Origin of the sequence: Gordonia sp. JH63 (assembly GCF_009856645.1) — a bacterium.
Lineage (GTDB): Bacteria > Actinomycetota > Actinomycetes > Mycobacteriales > Mycobacteriaceae > Gordonia > Gordonia hongkongensis.
This window is the reverse complement of the sequence record NZ_CP047235.1, coordinates 4,126,848-4,151,344: the sequence shown is the minus strand read 5'-3', so window position 1 is coordinate 4,151,344 and position 24,497 is coordinate 4,126,848. Positions and strand designations below refer to the sequence as shown.

General features: G+C 69.7%; 6 protein-coding genes. 5 read left to right on the top strand and 1 reads right to left on the bottom strand.

What is annotated here, in order from left to right:
• Window positions 1-593: 593 nt before the first annotated feature.
• Together GR168_RS18360 and GR168_RS18355 are read left to right on the top strand one after the other, a co-directional pair.
• Window positions 594-19,013 carry a non-ribosomal peptide synthetase gene (locus GR168_RS18360; RefSeq protein ID WP_159371387.1) on the top strand — a complete coding sequence of 6,140 codons (18,420 nt, stop codon included), beginning with the start codon at window positions 594-596 and terminating at the stop codon, window positions 19,011-19,013.
• A gap of 8 nt (window positions 19,014-19,021) precedes the next feature.
• Window positions 19,022-20,056 (top strand): hypothetical protein, encoded by a 1,035-nt coding sequence (locus GR168_RS18355; RefSeq protein WP_159371386.1) that lies wholly within the window; start codon window positions 19,022-19,024, stop codon window positions 20,054-20,056.
• A gap of 52 nt (window positions 20,057-20,108) precedes the next feature.
• Here GR168_RS18355 and GR168_RS18350 read toward each other — a convergent pair whose 3' ends face one another.
• A complete protein-coding gene (locus GR168_RS18350; protein WP_159371385.1) occupies window positions 20,109-20,738 on the bottom strand; it encodes a TetR/AcrR family transcriptional regulator in 630 nt (209 codons plus the stop codon).
• 278 nt (window positions 20,739-21,016) lie between these two features.
• Here GR168_RS18350 and GR168_RS18345 point away from each other — a divergent pair, with 278 nt between their 5' ends.
• From GR168_RS18345 to GR168_RS18335, 3 genes are all read left to right on the top strand, one after another.
• Window positions 21,017-22,606, top strand: coding sequence for an amino acid permease (locus GR168_RS18345; protein WP_159371384.1), 1,590 nt, complete (start codon window positions 21,017-21,019; stop codon window positions 22,604-22,606).
• 330 nt (window positions 22,607-22,936) lie between these two features.
• Entirely contained in the window at window positions 22,937-23,788 is an 852-nt protein-coding gene (locus GR168_RS18340) for an urea amidolyase associated protein UAAP1 (protein WP_159371383.1), read from the top strand.
• Window positions 23,789-23,815: 27 nt separating this feature from the next.
• Window positions 23,816-24,496: an urea amidolyase associated protein UAAP2 gene (locus GR168_RS18335; RefSeq protein ID WP_159371382.1), complete on the top strand. Its 681-nt coding sequence runs from the start codon at window positions 23,816-23,818 to the stop codon at window positions 24,494-24,496.
• Window position 24,497 lies beyond the last annotated feature (1 nt).

The window sequence follows — 24,497 nt, the reverse complement described above, 5'->3', positions numbered from 1 at the left end:
AGCGAATGACGTCGACGATCATCTGGTCCCGAGTCGTCGACATCGGCGTCGATTTTCCGATGAGTCCAGTTCGGCGCCAAACGCTGAACATGGATAAACGATTCGTTAGCAATGACACCTAAAGATGATCCGTCCATTCTGGGCGATTTGCGTGAGAAGGGCGTGATGGACCGATTGATCGGTCGCCCCAAAGAACAACTGCTGCTTGTGGTTTGACAGCCTCCGTGTGAGTAATGAATCCACATTCGCTTTCCGAATGAGTTGATCTGAAAATCAGAGACACGGGCGAAAATCCACGCCTTTCGGAAAACTCATCCGAATGAACCATCGAATTCTCCGTGACCATTCTGAGACGTTTTTTCGCTGGTCTTTACTTCGCCTTTACTGACGTTTTACCTTTGCCGAAAAGGGATGTCGGCGAATGTTAATCGGGAGTATGGTCCGATTTGTCGACGGGGCGACAGCTCTCCAGGGGGGCTTATCTGGCTTGATCTCGCGCGGGTTGTGAATTGTCCATCCCGTGGTCTGCGGGGGGCGCCCGGGTGGTCCTGATACCCGGACGAGTGCGATCGATACGAACGCATGGAGGCCACGTGACCATCTCAGACAAGGATCTCGTCACCCCGTCCGCGCACTCCTCGTCGACCCGGATGCCGGCCGATGACCATCCCACGGAGACGACCGGAGCCGCCACGTCGGCGAGACCGGATCCCGGTGTGGACTCACTTCCGTTGTCCGCCGCGCAGCGCGGCATCTGGTTCGCCCAGCATGTGGCCGGTGACCTGCCGATCTCGGTGGCACAGTACGTCGACATCGACGGCGAACTGGACACCGAGTTGCTGACGGAGGTCTGCCTGATCACCGGGCGGGAGTTCGGCTCGGGGCACCTGCGCCTGGTCGTCGTCGATGGCGAACCGCGGCAATACGTCGCCTCCCAGAGCGCTCCGGTGAGCACCGTGGATCTGCGCGGCGAGGCCGATCCGACCGCGACAGCGCACCGGCTGATGCTGCTCGACTACACGAGACCGCTCGACCTGCTCACCGACGACCTGATGACGAGCATCGTCTACCGCGTCGGGGACGCGCACTACATGTGGTACCTGCGGGCGCACCACATCGCGCTCGACGGATTCGCCGCGGTGACGATGGTCCGGCGGATCACCGAGCTGTACAACGCGGCCGTTCGCGGCGATCCCGCGCCGCCGTCGAAGGCGAGCGACATCGCCGACATCATCGCCCAGGACGCGTCCTACCCCGGGTCGACTCGTCACGACAACGACCGCAGGTACTGGAGCGACCATCTCGACGGCGCCCCGCCGGTCGTCACCCTGGCCGGCCGGCACGGCAAGCCGACGCTGCACCCGATCCTCGTGAGCGCGCCGATTCCCGCGGAGACGGCCGCGCTCCTCGATGCGGCCGCGCAGGAGGGAGGTGGCGTGACCCCGGTGATCGTCGCGGCGTTCGCCGCGTACCTCGCGCGGATGACCGGCAGTGCCGAAGTCCTTCTCAGCCTTCCGGTCTCGGGTCGCCACTCCGCCGTGCTGCGCCGGTCGGGCGGGATGGTGGCCAACGTCGTGCCGCTGCGTGTGCCGGTCGCCGGCCGCACGCTCGGCGACGTGGTGACCTCCGTGCAGGGGGAGTTGCTGAGTGCTCTGCGGCGGCAGCGGTACCGGCAGGAGGACATCTTCGCCGACATGGGGATGGCCCGAGACGAGTCGGCGTCCTTCGGGCCGGCGGTGAACCTCATGATGGTCGACAGCGAGGTCGTGCTGGGTGAGGTCACCGGGCGGCTGCACGTATTGACCTCGGGTCCGACGTCCGATCTGTTCGTCAACATCTACCCGGGCGCGGGAAAGAGCAGCACGCACATCGACTTCCAGGGCAACCCGAACATCTACACCCCGGACGAGCTCACCGGGCACCACCGTCGCTTCCTGATGTTCCTGCACGCCTTCCTCGGCGGGGCGTCCGACGATCGCGTGGGACAGATCTCGTTGCTCGACGAGCATGAGCGGGCGACATTGCTCCCCGTGCGGGGCGCGCGTTGCGCCCCGCCGCGGGTACTCGCCGACATTCTCGCCGAAACCGTTGCACGGCACGGAGAGTCGACGGCAGTGTGCGCGTCCGGGCGTTCGATGACGTATCGCGAACTCGACGCCGCCTCGTCGCGACTCGCGCGGCGCCTGCTCGCCGCGGGCTGCGCGCCGGAGGAGTCGGTCGCCATCCTGCTGCGACGGTCCCTGGGCACCGTCGTGGCCGTCTGGGCGGTGGCGAAGACCGGTGCCGCGATCGTGCAGGTGGATCCGGAATACCCGCGAAAGCGCATCGAGCACATCTTCGCCGACAGCGGTGCCCGTGCGGCGATCACCGTCGACGAGTTCGCCGAGCGGGTGCCCCCGTCGGCGGTCCGGATCGGCCTCGACGACCTCTCGTCCGACGGGAACACCGACGACGCCTCGGGCGGCGGCTTCGACGACTCGCCGGCTCCGTCGCGGGCCCGGCTCGAGAACGTCGCGTACATGACCTACACGTCCGGTTCGACCGGCGTGCCGAAGGGCGTGCAGGTCACCCACTCCGGGTTGGCGAGTCTCATCGCCGATCGCACCCGCGCCTATGGCCTCGCGCCGGCGTCCCGGGTCTCCTACGCGCTCTCCCCGAGCTTCGATGCGTCGATGGAACAGCTGCTGACCTGCTTCGCAACCGGATCCGCCCTGGTGATTGTGCCTCCGGAGGTGATCGGCGGCGAGCGGCTCACCCAGTTGCTCGCCGAGGAGGAGGTCACCCACCTGACCCTCACGCCCGCGATGCTGGCGACCATCGAGCCGGAATCGCTGACCCGGATGCAGACCGTCGTCGTCGGCGGCGACCGATGCGCCCCGCACGTGGTCGAACGGTGGACCCGGTCGGCGACGATGATCAACGAGTACGGGCCGACCGAGTCGACGATCACGGCGGCGAGTGCGGTGGTCGAGCCCGATGCAGACGTCACCGTGGGCGGCCCCATCCGCGGGACGTCGGTGATGGTCCTCGACCACGCACTGCAACCGGTGCCGATGGGAACCGCAGGCGAGCTGTACCTCGCCGGCCCGGGGCTGGCTCGCGGCTACGCGCGCCTGCCCGGTCAGACCGCGGCACGTTTCGTGGCTCACCCGCACGGCGCGCCGGGCGAACGGATGTACCGGACCGGCGATCTCGCCCGCTGGGTCGGGGCGGGGACCGCGCCGTCGCTGGAGCTGTTGGGCCGCACCGACTTCCAGCTGAAGATCCGTGGGTACCGGATCGAGCCCGGTGAGATCGACGCCGCTCTCACCGGGCACGCCCAGGTGGACCAGTCCGTCACCGTGCCCGCGCTCAACCTCGCCGGCGCGACCGTCCTGGCGTCGTACGTGGTGCCGGCGACGGGACAGCGGGTCGAACCGGCGGAGCTGGAGCGATTCGCACGCGAGTGCCTGCCGCCGCACCTGGTGCCGTCCGTCATCACGATCCTCGACGCCCTGCCGCTGAATGCGTTCGGCAAGGTCGACCGACGAGCACTGCCCGCGCCGGTGTTCGCATCCGCGCGATCGGGGCGGCCGCCGTCGACTCCCCGGGAATACCGACTGGCGCAACTCTTCTCCGAGGTACTCGGGGTCGTCGAGGTGGGTGCCGACGACAGCTTTTTCGTCCTCGGCGGCGACAGCATCCTGTCCATCCAGCTCGTGGCGCGGGCGAAGGCGAGTGGGCTCGCGTTCACGACCCAGGATGTGTTCGAGCACAAGACCGTCGCCGCGCTGGCCGCGATGGCTTCCGACGTCTCCGACGACGGCGGACTGCGCGAGTTGCCCGGCGGCGCCGTCGGCTCCATCCCGTTGTCACCGATCATGCACGCCATGCTCGAACGCGGTCCCGTCGACCGGTTCGGACAGGCCGCGCTGGTCGAACTCCCGGATGCCGCCGGGCGCGACGAACTGGTGCGCACACTGCGCGCGGTGCTCGACCGGCACGACATCCTCCGGGCCACGCTGGTCGACGATCTCGCCGACCAACCCCACGTGGTGGTCCGCCCACCCGGTGCGGTCGACGCCGACGAGGCGCTCGAGCACGTGTGGCTCGACCGTCGGGACGGCGACGAGATCGACCGCCACCTCCAGGCCGCGGCCGATCGCCTCGACCCACGCGCCGGCGTACTCGTGCGGTTCGTGTGGATGCAGCACCCCGACCGCACCGCGCCCGACCTGATGTGGCTGGTCATCCACCATCTGGCCGTCGACGGGGTCTCCTGGCGCATCCTCCTCGCCGACCTCGTCACCGCCTGGCACCAGATCCGCGGGGGCGCGGTGCCGGACCTCGGCCTGCCGACGACGTCGGTCCGGCGCTGGGTCCACGGCCTCGTCGAGGAGGCACCCGTGCGCGCCGCGGCCGAACTCGACCGATGGACGGAGATCCTCGAGCCCGGCGACCGGTTGCTCGGGCGCCGCGCGCTCGACCCGGATAGGGACATCGTCGCCACCGCCGGACGCATCCGGATGCGGATTCCGGCGGATGTGACCGAGGCGGCGCTCACCACCATCCCCGCGCGCTTCCACGGCGGTGCCAACGATTCCTTGCTGGCCGCGCTGGCCCTGGCGCTCGCGCACTGGCGACGTCGGCGCGGGCAGGCCGACGGCAGCGAGTTGATCGCCCTGGAAGGCCACGGTCGCGAGGAGGCCGCGGTACCCGGCGCGGACCTCACCTCGACGGTGGGGTGGTTCACCTCTCGCTTCCCGGTCCGGCTCGAGTTGCACGGCGTCGACGTCGAGGACGCCCTCACCGGTGGCCCGTCGGCCGGACTGGCGATCAAACAGATCAAGGAACAGCTGCGGGCGGCTCCCGACCACGGGATCGGCTACGGCATGATCCGATATCTCGACCCGACCGGCCGCGACGAACTGGGCGACCGACCCGAACCCCAGATCAGCCTCAACTACCTGGGCCGGATGGGGACCGGCGATCACACCGGTCCATGGATGCCGGCGCGCGATTTCGACGCGTTGGTCGGGACCGGGCACCCGTGGATGGCATTGCCCGCCATCATCGACATCAATGCGATCGCCGAACCGGGTTCGGCCGGCGTCGAACTCGACGTCGGCTGGGAGTACGCCGCGCTGGTACTCGACCGGGTCGACGTCGAGGAGCTGGCCGGCCTGTGGGTGCAGGCCCTGAAGGGTCTCGCCCAGCACGTCCGGTCCGGGACGGCCGGCGGCCACACGCCGTCGGACTTCCCGCTGGTCTCGACCACCCAGGCCGACATCGATCACTGGACCGCCGCCCATCCGTCGATGGTCGACGTGTGGCCGCTGACCGCGCTGCAGTCCGGACTGCTGTTCCACGCGACCTACGACGACGCCGCCGTCGACGGTTACACGGTGCAGGCCGAACTGCGACTCGGCGGACGGCTCGAACCGGACCGGATGCGTCGGGCGGCGCAGGCGCTGATCGCCCGGCACGACAGTCTCCGCGTCGCATTCGTCGAGACCGGCGCGGGGCCGCGGCAGATCCTGCTCGACGATGTGACCGTCGACTGGTCGGACTCCGACCTCACCGGAATCGCCGACGCCGACGACCGGGACCGTGCACTGCGTCATCTCATCGCCGGGTCGGCGGCCCCCTTCGACCTGGCTCGGCCGCCGCTGCTCCGTTTCCACCTCATCCGGTTGACGCGCGACACCGAGAACCCGGGTGGTGACGAGTTCCTCCTGTCGATCACCAACCACCACATCGTCCTCGACGGGTGGTCGATGCCCGTCGTCATCTCCGAACTGCTGCAGCTGTACCTGGCCGACGGTGACGAGAACGGGGACGCCGGACTTCCCGCACCCCGGTCGTTCCGGGACTATCTGCAGTGGCTGCACACCCGCGATCACGACGCGACGACACGTGCGTGGCAGGAGACCCTCGCCGGCATCGAGAGTCCGACGCGACTCACCGGCGCCGCGGAGCGCGACGCCACGGCCGAGGTCGACGAGACGGCGCTCGATCTCGACATCGCGACGACGGAGGCGATCGCGGGTCTCGGGCGCGCCCACGGGGTGACCGCGAACACGTCGATCCAGGTGGCGTGGGCGTTGCTGCTCTCGATCATGACGGGCCGGTCCGACGTGGTCTTCGGCAACACGGTGTCCGACCGTCCCGCCTCCATCCCGGGCATCGAGCGGATGATCGGTCTGTTCATCAACACCCTTCCGGTGCGCATCCGGCTCGACCCGGACGAGCGGGTGATCGACCTGCTCGCCAGGGCGCAATCCGAGCAGGCGGCGATGCTCGGCCACCGCGACATCGGCCTCGCCGAACTTCAGCGGGTGACCGGGGTGGCCGACATGTTCGACACCGCCACGGTGCTGGAGTCGTACCCGGTCGACCCGGACGAGATCAACCGCATGCTCGGCGACGCGGGACTGCGATGGAACGGCCTGGCCGCCCACGACGCGACCCCGTACCCGGTCAGCCTCCAGGTCACGCCACCCCGGCCCGGACGGGCCGACCAACCGGCCGCCGATCGGCCCGGCACCTACGAACTGGTGGTGAAGTACGCCGTCGACCGCCTCGACCGGGAGTCCGCCGAGGTCCTGCTCGAGCGGTTCGTGCTGCTGCTGCGCCAGATCGCCGCCGAACCGGGCCGCAAGGTCGCCACGCTCGCATCCTGTTGGGACACCGAACGATCCGCCCTCTGTCCGATCGAGGGGCCGCCCGCCGTGTCGCCCCGCCTACTCCGGGACATCCTCGCCGACACCGCGCGACGACACCCCGAGGCACCGGCGGTGCGCGCCGACGGCGTCACGATGACATATAGCGAACTCGTGCGCCGCAGCAACCGGCTCGCCGACGAGCTCGCCGCCCGCGGCGCCGGACCGGAGACCTCGGTGGCCCTGGCGATCCCGCGGTCGGCCGCGCTCATCGTGGCGATCTGGGCGGTCGCCCGGACCGGAGCGGCCTTTGTCGCTGTCGACCCGGGCAATCCGGCCTACCGCATCGCCGAACTGCTCGCCGACGCGCGGTCCACGATCGGGGTGACCGTCGACGCCGTCGTCCCGAACCTCCCGGACACGGTCGAGTGGCTGACCCTCACCGGACCCGGCTCGCTCCCGCTCGGTACCGACGACTCGCTCCCGCTCGGTACCGGGGACCCGCTCCGGCCGGACAACGCGGCCTATCTGATCTTCACGTCCGGCTCCACCGGCCGGCCGAAGGCCGTCCACGTCACCCATCGCGGCCTCGCCGACCTGGTGGTCGAGTACGCAGAATCCTTTGCGGTGAAACCGGATTCGACGGTCCTGCAGGTCGCGTCCCCCGGCTTCGACGCCTGCGTGTCGGAAGTGTTGGTCGCGCACAGCGCCGGCGCCTGCCTGGCCGTCGCGCCGCCGGAGATCTACGGCGGTTCCGACCTCGAGGACCTGCTGCGGACCGAGCGGGTGTCCCACGCCATCATCACGCCGACGGTGCTCAACACGATGGACCCGTCGCGTCTGCCGGAGCTGCGGATCGTCGCGGTGGTCGGCGAGGCGACGGGCGCGGACATCGTCACTCGCTGGTCGCCGGGTCGTCGGCTGATGAATCACTACGGACCCACCGAGACCACGATCTGGGCGACCGGCGCCGACGATCTCCGGCCCGGGGAGCCGGTGACGATCGGCGAGCCGATCCGGGGCGTGTCGGCGTTCGTGCTCGACACCTGGTTGCGGCCGGTGCCGGTCGGAGTCGTCGGCGAACTCTACCTCGGTGGACCCGGCCTGGCGCGTGGCTATTTCGACCGCCCAGGCGTCACCGCGACGAGGTTCGTGGCCGATCCCGTACGCTCCGCCGGCGAACGCCTCTACCGCACCGGCGATGCCGTGCGCTGGGTGCGCACAGACGGCGCCTTGCGGCTGGATTACCTGGGGCGCAACGACCAGCAGGTGAAGGTCCACGGACTGCGCATCGAGACCGGGGACATCGACGCCCATCTCGCGCGCATCGCCGGCGTCGCGCAGGCGGCGACCGTGCTCCAGCGCGGACCGGCGGGTCGTCCGGTCATCGTGTCCTACGTCGTGGGGACGCCGGACGAGCCGATGGACGTGCATGCGTTGCACGACGACCTCGCGAACACCCTGCCGCATTACATGGTTCCCGCAGCGATCGTCGAGCTGGAGTCGATGCCGGTCACCCGGTCGGGGAAGGTCGACACGAAGGCGCTGCGGCAGTGCGAGTTCCGTGCCGAGAGCGGGGGCGGCCGCCCGCCGGAGACACCGGCCGAGCGCATCATCGCCGCGCTGTTCGCCGAGGTGCTGGAACTCGACGACGTCACCGCCGACGACAACTTCTTCACCCTCGGGGGTGACAGCATCGTCTCGATGCAACTGGTCGCGGCGGCGAAGGCCGCCGGACTGTCCCTCACTCCGCGGGCGATCTTCGAGGCGAAGACCGTCGCCGCGCTCGCCGCCATCGCCACCACCGCATCCGCGACCGGCGACCCTGCCACCGGTTCGGCCGTCGAACAGGCTGTCACCGAGCAGGATTCGCCACTCGTCGATCTTCCCGATGCCGATCTCGACCGGCTGCGCAACGACTACCCCAGGCTGTCGGACGTCTGGCCGTTGTCGCCGACGCAGTCGGGTATCCACTTCCACTCGACCCTCGATCCCGATGCGGTGGACACCTACACCGTGCAGTCGACGATCGCCCTCTCCGGTCCGGTCGACGCCGGCCTGCTGCGCCGCGCCGCGCAGGCGCTCGTGGACCGCCACGACGTCTTGCGGACGGCCTTCGTCGAGACGTCGCGTGGCCCGCGACAGGTCGTCGTCGACGGCGTCGAGGTGCGCTTCCGGACAGTCGATCTCACCGTTGCCGCGGACCGCGGGGCCGCCCGGCGGGTCGCCGCCGACGACGCCGCCGCCGGTTTCGATCTGACCGAACCCTCGCTGATCCGCTTCACCCTCGTGCGGCTCGACAGCGACCACTTCGCCCTGCACGTCACCAACCATCACGTGATCCTCGACGGCTGGTCGATGCCCCTGCTGCTCGGCGAACTGCTCCACTATTACGGCGACCCGGGGCAGATCGGCGCATGCCGGCCGGCAGCCTCATACCGGGACTACCTCGCGTGGCTCGGCGAACAGGATCAGGACGCCTCGACGGCCGCGTGGGCGCAGGCCTACGCCGACGTCGACGGACCCACCCGCGTGACCCGACTCGGCGCCGCGACCACCGTGTTCGACGCCGGTGAGGTCATCGCCGAGCTGCCCGGGCAGGAGTATGCGCGTCTGCGGTCGGCCGCCGCGGAGTCCGCGGTGACGGTCGGGACCGCGTTGTCCGCGGCGTGGGCCCTCGTCCTGCGAACCCTCACCGGCGACACCGATGTGGTCCTGGGCTCCGCGGTCGCCGGACGGCCACCGGAGCTGCCCGGCGTCGACCGGGCGCTGGGGATGTTCCTCAGCACGGTACCGATCCGGGTCCGTCTCGAACCGTCGATGTCATTGCGCGAGTTGCTGGTTCATGTGCAGGACGCGAACGCGCTGGTCCTGGACCACCACTACGTCGGACTCCCGGCCATCCACCGCGCGGTGGGCCGGTCGGATCTGTTCGACACCGCACTGGCCTTCCAGTCGTTCCCGCTGCGCGAGGACGCACTGCAACAACTGGTCACCGCGGCGGGCTTGCACGTCGACAGCGTCACCGGGCTCGACGCCACGCCCTACCCGTTGAGCGTCGTCGTGGCGCCGAAGATCGACGGCGGCGAGGGGGAACCGGGACTCGGCATCACCGTGCGGTTCCATCGGGACGAGTTCGACGAGAGCCGCGCACGAGAGATCGTCGACCACTTCGTGGAATGTCTCGCCCGCATCGCCGATGAGCCGGGTTCGCGCCTCGGCGCACTCCGTCACATCGGGCACGAGGCAGGCGCCGGTCGGATCGACGCGAAGACGGAACCGGCCACCCTGCTCGACATCCTCACCGCCGCAGCCGGTCAGGCGCCCGATGCGATCGCGGTGACCTGCGGCGAGCGGTCGCTGTCGTACCGGCAGCTGGACGCCGAGTCCGATCGCCTGGCGCGACAGATCTCGCGGCAGGCGCGGTCCGGCGTCGTGGCATGCGCACTGCCGCGGTCCGTCGAGGCGGCGATCGCGATCTGGGCGGCGGCCAAGGCGGGAGTGCCGTTCCTGCCGCTGGATCCGAACCTGCCCGCCGAACGCATCGAGTTCGTGCTGGCCGACGCCGGCGCCGGGTTGGGGATCACCGTCGGCGCGCGCCGGGCCGCACTGCCCGACAGCATCGATTGGCTCCTCGTCGACGAACTGCGGACGGACGGCCCCCAGTCGAACGAAGGCGGCGGCTCCCCCCGCTCCCTGAGGAGCGAGCTTGCGAGCGTCTCGAAGGGTCGCTCCAGCAATCCGGTCAGCGACGTCGAACAAGGCGGCCCGATCCGGCTCGGGGACACCGCCTACGTGATCTACACGTCCGGTTCCACCGGCACGCCCAAGGGCGTCGTCGTCTCCCACCGCGGCCTCGCGCCGGTGGTCGCGGCGCAGCGCGCGGTCCTCGGCGTCGACCAGTCGTCGACTGTGTTGCAGGTGGCCTCACCGAGCTTCGACGCCTTCGTGTTCGAACTCCTGATGGCCCACGGGACCGGAGGACGTCTGGTGGTGGCGCCACCCGATGTCTACGGCGGCCCCGCGCTCGCGAAACTGATTCGGCGCGAGCAGGTCTCGCATGCCGTCCTGACGCCGTCGGCACTGGCCACCGTGCCGGCCGACGGTCTCGACACGCTGCGCGTACTGGCGACCGCGGGTGAACCGGTCGGGCCCGAGTTGGTCTCACGGTGGGCCGACGGCCGGAACATGATCAACCTGTACGGGCCGACCGAATCGACCATCTGGGCCACCGCCGGCACGCCGCTGCGGGCGGGTGATCCGATCACGATCGGGACGGCGGTGGGACCGGTGGGCACGATGGTGCTCGACACGTGGATGCGTCCGGTTCCGCAGGGCGTCGTCGGCGAGTTGTACCTCGTCGGCCCCGGCCTGGCCGACGGTTATGTCGGCCGGCCCGCGACGACGGCGGCGCGGTTCGTGGCCTGCCCCGCCGATGCGCCCGGAACCCGGATGTACCGGACGGGCGACCTCGTCCGGGTCTCCCGGTCAGGTGCACTGGAGTACGTGGGACGCAACGACTTCCAGGTGAAGGTGCGCGGCACCCGGGTAGAGGTGGGCGAGATCGACGCGCGCCTCGGATCGCGCGCCGACGTCGCCTACGCCGTGACCGTCCCGCGTGGCGGGAACGGAACGCCGCACTGTCTGGTCTCCTACGTGACCGCCACCGCGGGGGCGTCGCTCTCCGGTGACGAACTACGTGCGTCGCTGGAGCGATCGCTGCCCGCGTACATGGTCCCGGCCGCGGTGGTCGTGCTGGACGAGATACCCCTCACGCCGACCGGCAAGCTGGATCGGAGTCGCCTGCCCGAACCGGTGATCGCCCCGCGTGGGTTCCGTGCACCGTCCGGCCCGGCCGAGTCCGCCGTGGCGCACGTCTTCCAGGACGTCCTCGGCGTGCCGCGCGTGGGCGCCGACGATGACTTCTTCGCCCTGGGTGGCGACTCGCTGACCGCCTCGGTGGTGACGGCGCGGCTGGGTGCGGAACTGGGAGTACGGGTTCCGCTGCGGTCGGTGTTCGACGCGCCCGGCGTCGCGGCACTGGCGGAGCTGGTTGGGTCGCTGGGCGACGACCGGCGCACCGCGTTGACGGCAGCCGTTCGCCCGGAGCGCATCCCGTTGTCGCTGGCGCAGCAGCGGATGTGGTTCCTCAATCGGATGGAGCCGGAGTCGCCGGCCTACAACATCCCGGTGGTCCTCGAACTCACGGGGCACCTGGACCTCGCGGCGCTCGGGCAGGCCCTCGACGACGTGGTCGGGCGGCACGAGGTGCTGCGGACGATCTACCCCGACACCGACGGCGAGCCGTGGCAACTCGTCCTCGACCACGCCCCGGTGCTCCTCGAGTCGATGCGGGCATCGGCCACCGAGGTCGAGGACGTCGTCGCCGTATTCGTACGCCGCGGCTTCGACGTGACCGCGTCGGTACCGATGCGTGTGGCCGTGGTCGCGATGGACCCGGACGGCGTGGACGATCCCGATGGCCCGGACAACCGCGACGCACACGACGACCGGGAGGGGACCGACGGGCGTTTCCTGCTCGTCCTCGTGGTCCATCACATCGCCGGTGACGGCCAGTCCATGGCGCCGCTCGCCCGCGATGTGATGACGTCGTACGCCGCCCGCATCGCCGGCGCGGAACCGACCTGGGAACCGCTCGCGGTCCACTACGCCGATTACGCGCTGTGGCAGCGAAACATGCTGGGGAGCGAAGGCGATCCGACCTCGTTGATGCACGCCCAACTGGATTTCTGGCGGTCGACCATGTCGGGTGCCCCGGACGTCCTCGATCTGCCCACCGACCGCCCGCGTCCGCCGGTGGCGACCCTGGCGGGCGGGCAGGTGCCGGTGGCGATCGACGCCCGCCTGCACGGGCAACTCCTGGCCCTCGCGCGCGCACACGGAGCGTCGTTGTTCATGGTCGTGCACGCCGCGCTCGCCGCGGTGCTCGGCCGGTTGAGCGGCGCCGACGACGTCGTGATCGGCACCCCGGTCGCCGGGCGCGGCGAACCGGGCCTGGAACCGCTCGTCGGCATGTTCGTCAACACCCTCGCGCTCCGGACCGACCTCGACGCCGCGGAGTCGTTCGCCGGATTGCTCGGCCGCGTGCGCGAGGTCGACCTGGACGCCTTCGGGCACTCCGACGTCCCGTTCGAGCGGATCGTCTCCGAACTCAACCCGGATCGGTCCACCGCGCATCATCCGCTGTTCCAGGTCGCGCTGGCTTTTCAGAATCTGTCCGACGTCCATCTCGACCTGCCGGACCTGCGCGTCTCCCGCGCGCAGGCCGACACCGGCATCTGCCAGTTCGACCTCCAGGTGGTCTTCGCCGAGTCCTACACCGAAGAGGGCACGCCGCAGGGTCTTTCGGGAACCATGATGTTCGCCCGCGACCTGTTCGATCCGGAGACGGTGGCCGGCATCGCCAGTCGGTTGCACCGTGTGCTCGATGCGATCGTCGACGACGCGACAACCCCCGTCGGTGACATCGACTGGCTCGGCGGAGCCGAGCGCGCCGAACTGGTGTCGGTGGTGGGACCGGGTGCGGTCGCGGAGCCCGTGCTGCTGCCGGAGATCTTCGCGGCGGCCGTCGTGGCCGACCCGGACGGTGCGGCGGTGATCAGCGGCGACGTCGAGCTGTCCTACGGCGAGCTCGATCGCCGAGCGAATCGGCTGGCGCGGTATCTCATCGACAACGGGGCGGCACCGGAGCGGCCGGTGGCGGTGGCCGTGGAGCGGTCGGCGCAATCGCTGGTCGCGTGGTGGGCCGTCGTGAAATCGGGTGCCCCCTATGTCCCGGTGGACCCGCACTACCCGGCCGCGCGCATCGACCAGATGGTGTCCGATTCGGCTGCGCCACTCGGGATCACGACTATTGGCTCGCGGCCGGCACTGTCCGGGGCGCTTGAGTGGATCGTGCTCGACGACCCCGCCACCGTCGCCGAGGTCGCCGAACTGTCGCCGTCGCCGATCCGACAGACCGATCGGGTGTGCCCGGTCCGGCCCGCGAACACCGCCTGGGTGGTCTTCACCTCTGGCTCCACCGGCGTGCCGAAGGGCGTCGCCGTCACGCATGCCGGCGTCGCCGATTACCTCGCCACGCTGCACGTCGACCGTGAGCCCGGAACCAGTCCGCGGGTACTGCATTTCGCCTCTCCCTCGTTCGACGCGTCGCTGCTGGAGATCCTGCTCGCCGTGAGCGCCGCGGCCACCCTCGTCGTGGCGCCCACCGGGATGCGGGGTGGTCGCGAGCTGGCCGACTTCCTCCGCGATCACCGCGTCTCCCATGCGTTCGTCACCCCGGCCGCGCTGGCCTCGGTGGACCCGGACGGGCTCGACGACCTGCGGGTCGTCATGTCGGGCGGTGACGAGGTACCGACCGACCTGGTGAGCCGGTGGGTGGGTGCCGATCCGGCTACTGGCCGGGAATTCCGGGTGCTGTACGGCCCCACCGAGACCACCATCGTCGCCACCGCCACTACTCCGCTGCGGGTGGGAGAACGGTCGACAATCGGCACGGCGCTCGCCGGGATGCAGACGCTCGTGCTCGACACCCGTCTGCAGCCCGTGCCGGACGGGGTCGCGGGGGAGCTGTATCTGTCCGGACCCGCGCTCGCGCGCGGCTACCTGAACAGGTCCGGGGTGTCCGCCGCCCGATTCGTCGCCCACCCCTTCGGCGATGCCGGAGAACGCGCGTACCGCACGGGGGACATCGTGCGCCGCAACCACTCGGGCGACCTGGAGTTCATCGGACGCAACGACTTCCAGGTGAAGGTCCACGGCTTCCGGGTCGAGCTCGGGGAGATCGACGCCGCGCTGGCAGAACTCGCTCGGGTGGCCTACGCCGTCACCGTCCCGCGGCACGACTCCGGCATCGGTGTGCGCCTGGTGTCCTACGTAGTACCCGCGCCGGGCGTCGCCCTCGTCGGTGAGAAACTTCGTGCCGAACTCGGCGAGGTGTTGCCGACGTACATGGTCCCGGCGGCGGTCGTGGTCCTCGACGAGATCCCCCTGACACCCAGTGGGAAGCTCGACCGGCGTGCCCTTCCCGCGCCGGTCGTCACCACCCGGAGTTTCCGAGCCCCGGCCACGCCGGTCGAGGAGATCGTCGCGGGGGTGTTCGCCGACATCCTGTCCGTCGATGCCGCGGTCGGCGCCGACGACGACTTCTTCGACCTCGGCGGCAACAGTCTCGCCGCAACGCGGGTGGTGGCGAGAATCGGTGCGGCGCTTGACACCACGATCCCGGTGTCGGTGATCTTCGAGGCGTCCACGGTGACGCGGCTGGCCGCTCGCGCCGAGTCGCACACGGACACCGGGCGCGTCGACCTGGTGGCACACGAACGCCCGGAGCGGATCCCGCTGTCCTACGCGCAGCAACGCATGTGGTTCCTCAACCGGATCGAACCCGAGTCGCCGGCGTACAGCATCCCGGTCGTGGTGCGGCTGTCCGGAAGTCTCGATGTCGACGTCCTCCACCGGGCGATCGGTGACGTCGTCGCCCGCCACGAGATCCTGCGTACCGTCTACCCCTTCGTCGAAGGCGAACCGGCCCAGGTGATCCTGCCCGCTGACACCGTCCCGATGGAGGTCGTCCAGGTTGCGGAATCCGATGTCGATCAGGCGATCGCGGAGTTGATCGCGGCACCGTTCGACCTCACCGCCGGGGCGTCGACCCGGATCGTGCTCTTCGAGCTCGGCGGCGACGAGTGGGTGCTCGCCGTGATCCTGCATCACATCGGCGGTGACGGCTCCTCGTTGGGGCCCCTCGCGCGGGACATCATGACGGCCTACGTCGCGCGTCTGCAGGGCGAGGCCCCCGGATGGGTGCCGTTGCCGGTGCAGTACGCCGACTACGCGATCTGGCAGCGGGCGGTCCTGGGCTCCGAATCGGACCCGAACTCGTTGCTGCGCGCGCAGATCGACTACTGGGCCGAGCAACTGGCCGGCACACCGCCGCTGCTCGAACTGCCCACCGATCGGCCGCGCCCGGCCACCCAGTCCTACGCCGGGGAGTCCGTCGGCCTGACCGTCGACGCCGATCTGCACGCCGGGTTGCAACGGGTCGCCCGCGCCCACAACACGACACTGTTCATGGTCTTCCATGCCGCGCTGGCCGCCCTGCTCGCGCGACTCGCCGCGACCGACGACGTCGCCGTCGGGACCCCGTACGCCGGACGCGGGGAACGTGCTCTCGACGATCTGGTCGGGATGTTCGTCAACACGCTCGTCCTGCGCACCCGGGTGCGGAGCGGGATGTCGTTCGCCGAGTTGATCGACGACGTGCGCGCCACCGACCTCGCGGCGTTCGGTCACGCCGACGTCCCGTTCGAACGGCTCGTCTCCGAACTCAACCCGGTCCGCTCCGACGCCCACAACCCGCTGTTCCAGGTGATGCTGGCGTTCCAGAACATCTCGAGCACCGACATCAAACTGCCCGATCTGTCGGTGCGGGCCGTCGAACCGGACACCGGACTCGCCCTGTTCGACCTGCAGGTGACGGTCGCCGATTCCTACGACGCGCACGGGGCGCCGGCCGGCATCACCGGTGGTGTCACCTTCGCGTCCGACCTCTTCGACGCGTCGACCGTGGAGCGGTTCGTCGAACGGTTGGTGGCGATGCTCGAGGCGATGACGATCGACGCCGACCGCGCTGTCCACGACGTGGACCTGCTCGATGACGCCGAACGGTCTGCCGCCCTCCAGGGTCCGAACGCGACGATGCATGAGGTGGACTCCGCCGTTACCCTCGTCTCGATGTTCGCCGCGGCCGCGGTCGCGTACGCCGAGGACACCGCGGTGATCTGCGGGACGGTCTCGCAGACCTACGCCGAGTTCTCCGGTCGGGTGAACCGGCTGGCCCGCTGGATGGTCGCACAGGGGGTGGGGCCGGACTCGCTGGTCGCGCTCCGTATGCGACGCTCGCTCGACCAGCTCACGGCGATGTACGCGGTGCACGCCGCCGGCGGTGGTTACGTGCCGATCGACCCGGACCATCCGGCCGAGCGGATCGACTACATGGTCGAGTGCGCCGAGCCGGTGCTGGTGCTGTCCGCGCTCGACTCTGTCGACCTCTCGGGGTTCGACGACTCGCCGCTGACCGACGATGACCGGATCACGCCGCTGACCCCGGACGCCCTCGCGTACGTGCTGTTCACCTCCGGCTCCACGGGTCGACCCAAAGGCGTTGCCGTGTCGCATCGTTCGGTGGTCAACCAGCTTCGCTGGATCAGCGCCGAGTATGGGCTGAACCGATCGGACGTGGTGCTGCAGAAGACTCCCGCGACCTTCGACGTGTCGGTGTGGGAACTGTTCGCGACCCTCTCCGTCGGTGCCCGACTGGTGATCGCGCGACCGGACGGCCACACCGATCCGCGCTACCTGGCCGAGGCCATGTCCACCCATCGGGTGACCATCACCTCGTTCGTGCCGTCGATGCTGGCGGTGTTCGCCGATGCCCTGCCCACCGGCGCGGCGCTGTCGTTGCGGGCCCTGCTCGTCGCGGGTGAGGCCTTCGGGCCCGACGTGGTGGACGCCGCCCGCCGTGCGCTGCCGGAAGTGGAGTTGTACAACCTGTACGGGCCGACCGAGTTCACGGTGCACGCGACCTCCTCCGCGGTGGGGACGGCCGACGACGGCGCGGTGCCGATGGGTGCGCCGGTGTGGAATGCCTGTGCGTACGTGCTGGACTCGCGGCTGCGTCCGGTGCCGGCGGGGGTGACCGGCGATCTCTACCTGTCCGGGACGCAGGTGGCGCGGGGTTATCACGGACGACCGGCTCTGACCGCCGACCGCTTCGTGGCCGATCCCTTCACCGCCGGCGCCCGGATGTACCGCACCGGTGATCTGGTGCGGCGTCGCCGAAGCGGTGTGCTCGAGTATCTGGGACGCAGCGACTTCCAGGTCAAGCTCCGCGGGTTGCGCATCGAACTCGGTGAGATCGAGGCGGTCTTCGCCGCGCACCCGGACATCGCCCGCGCGGCGGCCGCGGTCACCTCCACCGACACGGTCGACTATCTCACCGTCTACCTGGTGCCGGCGGGGGCCGACCGCGGCGTCGGCGTGAGGGACGTCGGGGAGAGGTCGGTGAACACCGCCGAGGTCACCGCGTTCGCGTCGGCGGCGCTCCCGGGATACATGATGCCGACGGCGGTGATGGTGATCGACTCGCTGCCGATCACCGCGTCGGGCAAGCTCGACCGGGCGAGGCTGCCGCAGCCGACACGTGACGCCTCGGCGTTCCGCGCACCGTCGTCGTGGCTGGAGACCGAGATCGCCCGGACCTTCGAGCACGTGCTCGGTGTCCCGCGGGTCGGTGCCGACGACGACTTCTACGCGCTCGGCGGCAATTCGCTGCGGTCGGTCCAGGTCGTCAACGACCTCGAGACCGAGTTGCACGTCGAGATCCCGGTCCGGTGGATGCTGTCCGATTCGAGCCCGGCCGACCTGGCCCGGCGGATCGAGGACGGGATGCGTAACGGGTTCGACGTTGCGAGCGGGCCGGGGGACGAGTCGCCGGGCGGGGTGGGCTTCGACGTCTTGCTCCCCATCCGGCCGGAAGGCGAACTGCCGCCGCTGTTCTGCGTCCACCCCGCCTCCGGACTGGCCTGGTGCTACCAGACGCTGAGCCGGCAGGTCCCGCCCGGCCGGCCGGTGTACGGCCTGCAGGCGCCACAGATCGGTGGCGAGGCACCCGGCCCCACCACGATCTCCGAAATCGCACGCCGGTACGCCGACGAGATCCGGACGGTACAGCCCGAGGGGCCGTATCACCTGCTGGGATGGTCGCTGGGCGGGGTGATCGCGCACGCGGTCGCCGCCGAGATGCGGGCGGCCGGTTCCGAGGTCGCGCTGCTCGCCATGCTCGACACCGAGGCCGACGGTGTCGATTCGTCGGCGATCACCACCGTCACCGCCGGCGAGCTGATCAGCAACCTCGGCCCGGTCCTCGGCATCGACTACGTCAGTGCGGACGCGACCGCCGAACAAGCCGCCGAGCAGATCGCCGAGCGCCTCGGCGCCGGGTTCGGCATCGACGCCGCGACGATCGAGCGGCTGACCGACGCCTACAACCTGTTGATCCGGGCCACCGGTGACTGGCACCCGCCGGTCGTCGACACCGACGTGCTCTACTTCACCGCAGTGCGCGATCGGCGACCGGATGCGTTGGGCGCCAACGGATGGGGTCGGTACGTCCGGGGGAGCATAACGAATGTCGACATCGACACCCACCACCTCGGGATGACCGAGGACGAGGCGATCAGACAGATCGCGACCGTCCTCGACGATCATCTGACGCGCGAAAGTGCCTCGCGGAAAGCCGCTTCGGGGTTAGCGTTTTCTCACGATGATCGGTTCACCAACAAGAGATGAGGTCGTCCATGGACAAGAACGGCAAATCCGGCGCACACCGTTGCCCACGTCCGCGCGGTCGCCGCCCGGCGGGCGCCTTGCTTGGCTGCGCAATGGCCGCGTCGCTCACGGTGACGGCCCCGGCCGTGGCCCAGGCGGTCTCACCCGGGGTGGCCCTGCCCGTCCCGGTGGTACCCTCCTCATCGACGTCGGGAGCACAAACACTGCCCGGCAACGCTTTCCGCATCGCGCAGATCGACGCCGCGCTGGTCTCGGATGCGGCGCCGGTGGTGGTCGGGTCGTGGCCGGACGTGACGTCGGTCGTCCCGACGCCGGGGCCGCGGCACCTACGGCCACTCGGTTCGGTGGCGGTGCCGGTCGCCGATGTCGGGGACCGGGTTCGGGTCGGCAACCTGGACCTGACCCGTCCGCGAGCGGTGTCCCCGCAACTGGCCGCGCAGATCTCGGCGGGAGCCGGCGAGATCGTCCAAGGAATCTCGGATGTGTTGCAGAGCAACGGGGTACCGGTCTCGCGGGCCGACCGGGTGGCCGAGCAGATGGTCGGTGACGCCGCGGTCGGTGGCGTCATCGGAGCCGGGGTGGCAGCACCCCTCGCCCTCGCGGTCGGCGGTGTGGTGGGCGGCGGACTGGGTCTGCTGTTCGGAATCCCGTTCTTGCCCACCGGACTCGTCGTCGGACCCGTGGTGGGGACGGCTCTGGTCGCCACCCTCGTTGCGCTGCCCGCGGTCGCGGCCGGTGTCGCGATCGGTGCGGCGCACGGCTACGACAAGGGCTGGAAGGTGCCGGTCGACAAGCCGCGACACCTGCGCGCGGACGCCACCGAGGTGTCGGCCGAGCGGGTCGTCGTCCCGCATCAGCCGCGGCATGCCGCCCCGGAGCCGGTCGTACCGCAGGTCACCGGGCCGGTCGGCCGGCAGCTCGCCCCGACCCCCGCGGTGAAGCAGGTCGAACCCATGCGGAGTGTCGGGAGTGGTCCGGCGGACTGCTCCATCGTGCGCAAGATGGAGGTGGCGCTGCAGGGTGGCGTGATCGGAACCTGCTAGCCGTCACGCTCGCGGGAACTCCGTAGCGACGTCGGCCATGTGCGCTCTGTTGCTACAGGATTCGCGAGATCGCGTCGACGACGGTGGCGGCGAGACCGGCGGCCGTGTGTTCGCCGAGCTCGCCGCGCTGTTCGTCGGCGCGCATCATGATGACCGACTCCACCAGCCGGAAAGGGAGCAGCGTCCGCTTGTCGGTGGAGTCGCCGAGTGCCGCGGCCGCCAGGGCGGCATAGGAGTCGGCCAATTCCTGCCGTGCCGAACGGAATTCGACGAACCGCTGGTCGGCGACCTCGGGTAGCAGGTACAGGGCGCCGAGGTTCCAGCGCGACTGTGCCAGCTGATCGACGTCGAAGCGCGCGAGCTCCAGCAGCCGCGTGAGCGCGGGTCCATCCCCGTCGAGGAGTACCCGCGCGCGGTCGAGTGAGGCGACGACTGTCGTCTCCAGCAGGGTCGCGAGAATGTCGTCTTTGGTGCCGAAGTAGTGGTACATCGACGCCTGTCGGATGCCGACCGCCTCGGCGATCATGCGTGTCGACGTCCCGGTGTACCCGTGGCGGGTGAACAATTCGGCAGCGGCGTCGAGGATTTCCTCGCGCGCGGTCTGCCCGCGGCGTCGGGCCTGTACCAGGCGCGGGCGGCCGCGGCCGGTCGGCGTCGGGGCCGTACTCGAGCCGGACGGCATGTCGTCTCCTCAATTGCGTCAACAGATCTCGCAACCCGGGCATCTTGTGACCCGGATTTCTCGACCCTAGCCGACAGGCCGCGTGCTTCGGCCGTTCGCGGACCCGCCGACCGGGGAAATCCCAGGCGCGTTACGCGGACGTAACGGGAGTTTTCACGACCGGAACAATTCTGTCAATCGATAGAAATCAGCGAGGGCTTACCTATCAGGTGACAGGAAACAGTGCCTGCCTCAACCGTGCTCAACGTGGAGCTTTCTCTCGGAAAGGAAGACCGCGCATGACCTCCACCCCCGAAGTGGCTCCCGCGGCATCGCCCTCCTCGGCCGCTGGATCATCGTCCGGCCCGGGCGCCGGAAATGCCGACGCACACGACCTCTCGGCACTCGGCTACGACCAGCAACTCCATCGTTCGCTCGGCAAGTTCGCGTCCTTCGCCGCGGGGTTCTCGTTCGTCTCGATCCTGACCACCATCTTCCAGTTGTTCGGTCTGGGTTTCGGTTTCGGCGGCCCGGCCTTCTTCTGGACCTGGCCGATCGTCTACGCCGGCCAGTTCCTGGTGGCGCTGTGCTTCGCCGAAATCGCGGCGCGATACCCGATCTCGGGCGCGATCTACCAGTGGTCCCGCCGAATGGGCGGCGAGGTCGTCGGTTGGTTCGGCGGCTGGTTCATGATGATCGCGCAGGTCGTCACCGCTGCCGCGGCCGCGATCGCCCTGCAGGTCGTTCTGCCGTCGATCTGGATCGGCTTTCAGATCATCGGCGACGACCCAACCCTCACCACCACGAGCGGTGCGGCCAACGCCGTCCTCCTCGGCTCGGTCCTGCTGGTCATCGTGACCGCGATCAACTGCATCGGTGTCCGGTGGATGAGCCGGGTCAACAGCATCGGCGTCGTCTGCGAGCTCGTCGGTGTCGTCGCGGTGATCCTGGCACTGTTCACCCACGCCCAGCGCGGTCCCGACGTCGTCTTCGACACCGGCGTTCCCGGTCAGCAGCCCGGTTACATCTGGGCGTTCATCGTCTCCGGTCTGATGGCCGCGTACGTCATGGTCGGTTTCGGGTCGGCGGGCGAGCTGGCCGAAGAGACGAGGGACCCGCGCCGCGTCGCACCGCGCACCATCCGGATGGCGCTGACCGTCTCGGCCATCGGCGGCGGACTGATGCTGCTCGGCACCTTGATGGCGGCACCCACCCTCGATGAGCAACTCGCGACCGGCGGTCTGCCGTACGTCCTCGATTCCGTGCTCGGCAGCTTCTGGGGCAAGGTCCTGCTCGCCGACGTGGCGGTGGCCATCTTCATCTGCACCCTCGCCATCCAGACCGCCTGCTCGCGTCTGATGTTCTCCATGGCTCGCGACGGCCGGCTCCCGTTCTCGGCGCAACTGGCACACGTCAACAGCCGCACCGGCACGCCGATCCTGCCGTCGATCCTGATCGGTGTGCTCTGCATCGGCATCCTGCTCGTGAACGTCGGCAACTCGGCGATCTTCGCGACCCTCGCCAGCGTGTGCATCATCCTGATCTACCTCGCCTACCTCGCCGTCACCGGCCCGATGCTCTACCGGCGGTTCCAGGGCTGGCCGCACGGCAGCGGCCGGGACACACCGGCCGTCGACGCCGGCGGACGAAAGCTGTTCAGCCTCGGCCGTTTCGGGATCGTGGTGAACGCCCTCGCGGTGCTCTACGGCGTCCTGATGGTGATCAATCTGGCGTGGCCGCGGGCCGAGGTCTTCGACCCGTCCGGTGAGATGCCGATCCTCCGCTGGGCCGGCCCCATCTGCATCGTGGCGACCGTCCTCGTCGGCATCGCCTGCTACCCCCGCGGAAAAGAACACCCGCGACCGGTGACGACCTCCCCGTCCGCCTGATGCCCCCTTGCTCCCTAATCCGAAAGAACCGCACAACCACTGCTCCCTGAGGAGCGCCCGGAGCTTGCGGAGGGCGCGTCACGAAGGGTCTGGCGAGACGAGTTGCGAAGACCCTTCGTGACGCTCGCAAGCTCGCTCCTCAGGGAGCAGGGGGAGACGCTCGAAAGCTCGCTCCTCAGGGAGCAGGGGAGACCCTCGCAAGCTCGCTCCTCAGGGAGCAGGGGGAGACGCTCGGAAGCTCGCTCCTCAGGGAGCAGGGGAGACGTTCGCTAGCTCGCTTTTCGGGGAGCAGGGTGGCACCCGAACACCCTCTACAACAAGGAGTTCCGAATGAGTACGATCACCGCGCCGGGTACCGGCACCACCACCGGCGCCCGCGAACACGCCCGCGCGCAGGCCGGTGCCATCACCGACAGCATGCCGGTGGTGCCGGCATCGGCCTGGCCCAACCCGCCCGCCGACGTCCCGCCCACCTCGCTGACCTGGGCGGAGGCGGTGCCCGGTGGCCGCTACACCAGCAAGGTCCTGGCACGGGGGACCCGGTTGCGGCTCACCGATGTGGCCGGCGCGGCCTGCGCACATCTGCTGCTCTGGCGCGCCGACGCGCCGTGGGAGCGTCTCAACGTCGCCGACACCGTGAAGGTCCCGTGGCAGGCGTACCTGGGTGCGGGTCATCCGCTCCTCAGCGATCAGGGCCGCGTGCTGGCAACCGTGGTCGCCGACGATTCCGGTCACCACGACGCCCTGTGCGGTACCTCGACCCTCGCGGGCAACACCGCGAGATATGGAGCCGGGGAGGTGCATTCGGGTAGTCCGGCCGGACGTGAGCTGTTCACGCTCGCGGCCGCGAAGCACGGTCTGACACCCACGGATGTGGCGCCGTCGCTGTCGTTCTTCCACGGCGTCACCGTCGACGCCGACGGGACACTGCGCTCGACCGGCAGCGCGGGCCCCGGGCGTTCGGTCGATCTGATCCTGCATCTGCCGTGCACGTTCGCGATCGCCAACACCGCGCATCCGCTCGACCCGTCGCCGCATTTCGACACCACCTCGCTGGAAGTGCTGGCGTGGCAGGCGAAGAGCGACCTCGACACGCTGCTGGCCGAGGTCGCCGGCACCGACCCCGAGTACCAGCGCGCGGTCGCCAACTCCGAAGACGTCTGGGCCGCGGCTCATCACTGAGCCGACCCACAGAGAGGACCACCCATCGTGAACGAGACAAACACCGCACTCATCACCGATTTCGCCTCGGCGCCCGCCGCCGAACTCGCTCTCGTCCCCGGCGCCGTCGTCGACGACGCGCATGTGGGCGACCGGGCTCCGTGGTCGGGCGTCGTCCCCGCCGGCGACGTGCTGACCATCGTCGACCTGCACGGCAACCAGGCCGTCGACACGCTGTTCTACGCCGCCGCCGACACTGCCCAGCGGTATTCGGCCCAGGCGACGATCGCCGCGCAGGGCAACATCTTCCTCACCACCGGCAGCGTGATCCGTGACCACGACTCCACTCCGCTGATGACGATCGTCGCCGACGAGGTCGGCAACCACGACACCCTCGGCGGCGCCTGCTCGCAGGAATCCAACACGCTGCGCTACGGCCACCACACCAAGCACCAGCACGCATGCGTCGAGAACTTCCTCATCGAGGGCAGCCGGCACGGCCTCGGCAAGGCCGACCTCGTCGGCAACGTCAACTTCTTCATGAACGTCCCCGTCGATCCCGACGGCTCGCTGGGGATCGTCGACGGGTTGTCCGCCCCCGGCAAGCGACTGGCGCTGCGCGCCGAGGTCGACATCCTGGTACTCATCTCGAATTGCCCGCAGATCAACAACCCCTGCAACGGATTCGATCCGACGGCGGTGCGCGTCATCGTCACCCGGCCGTCCTGAC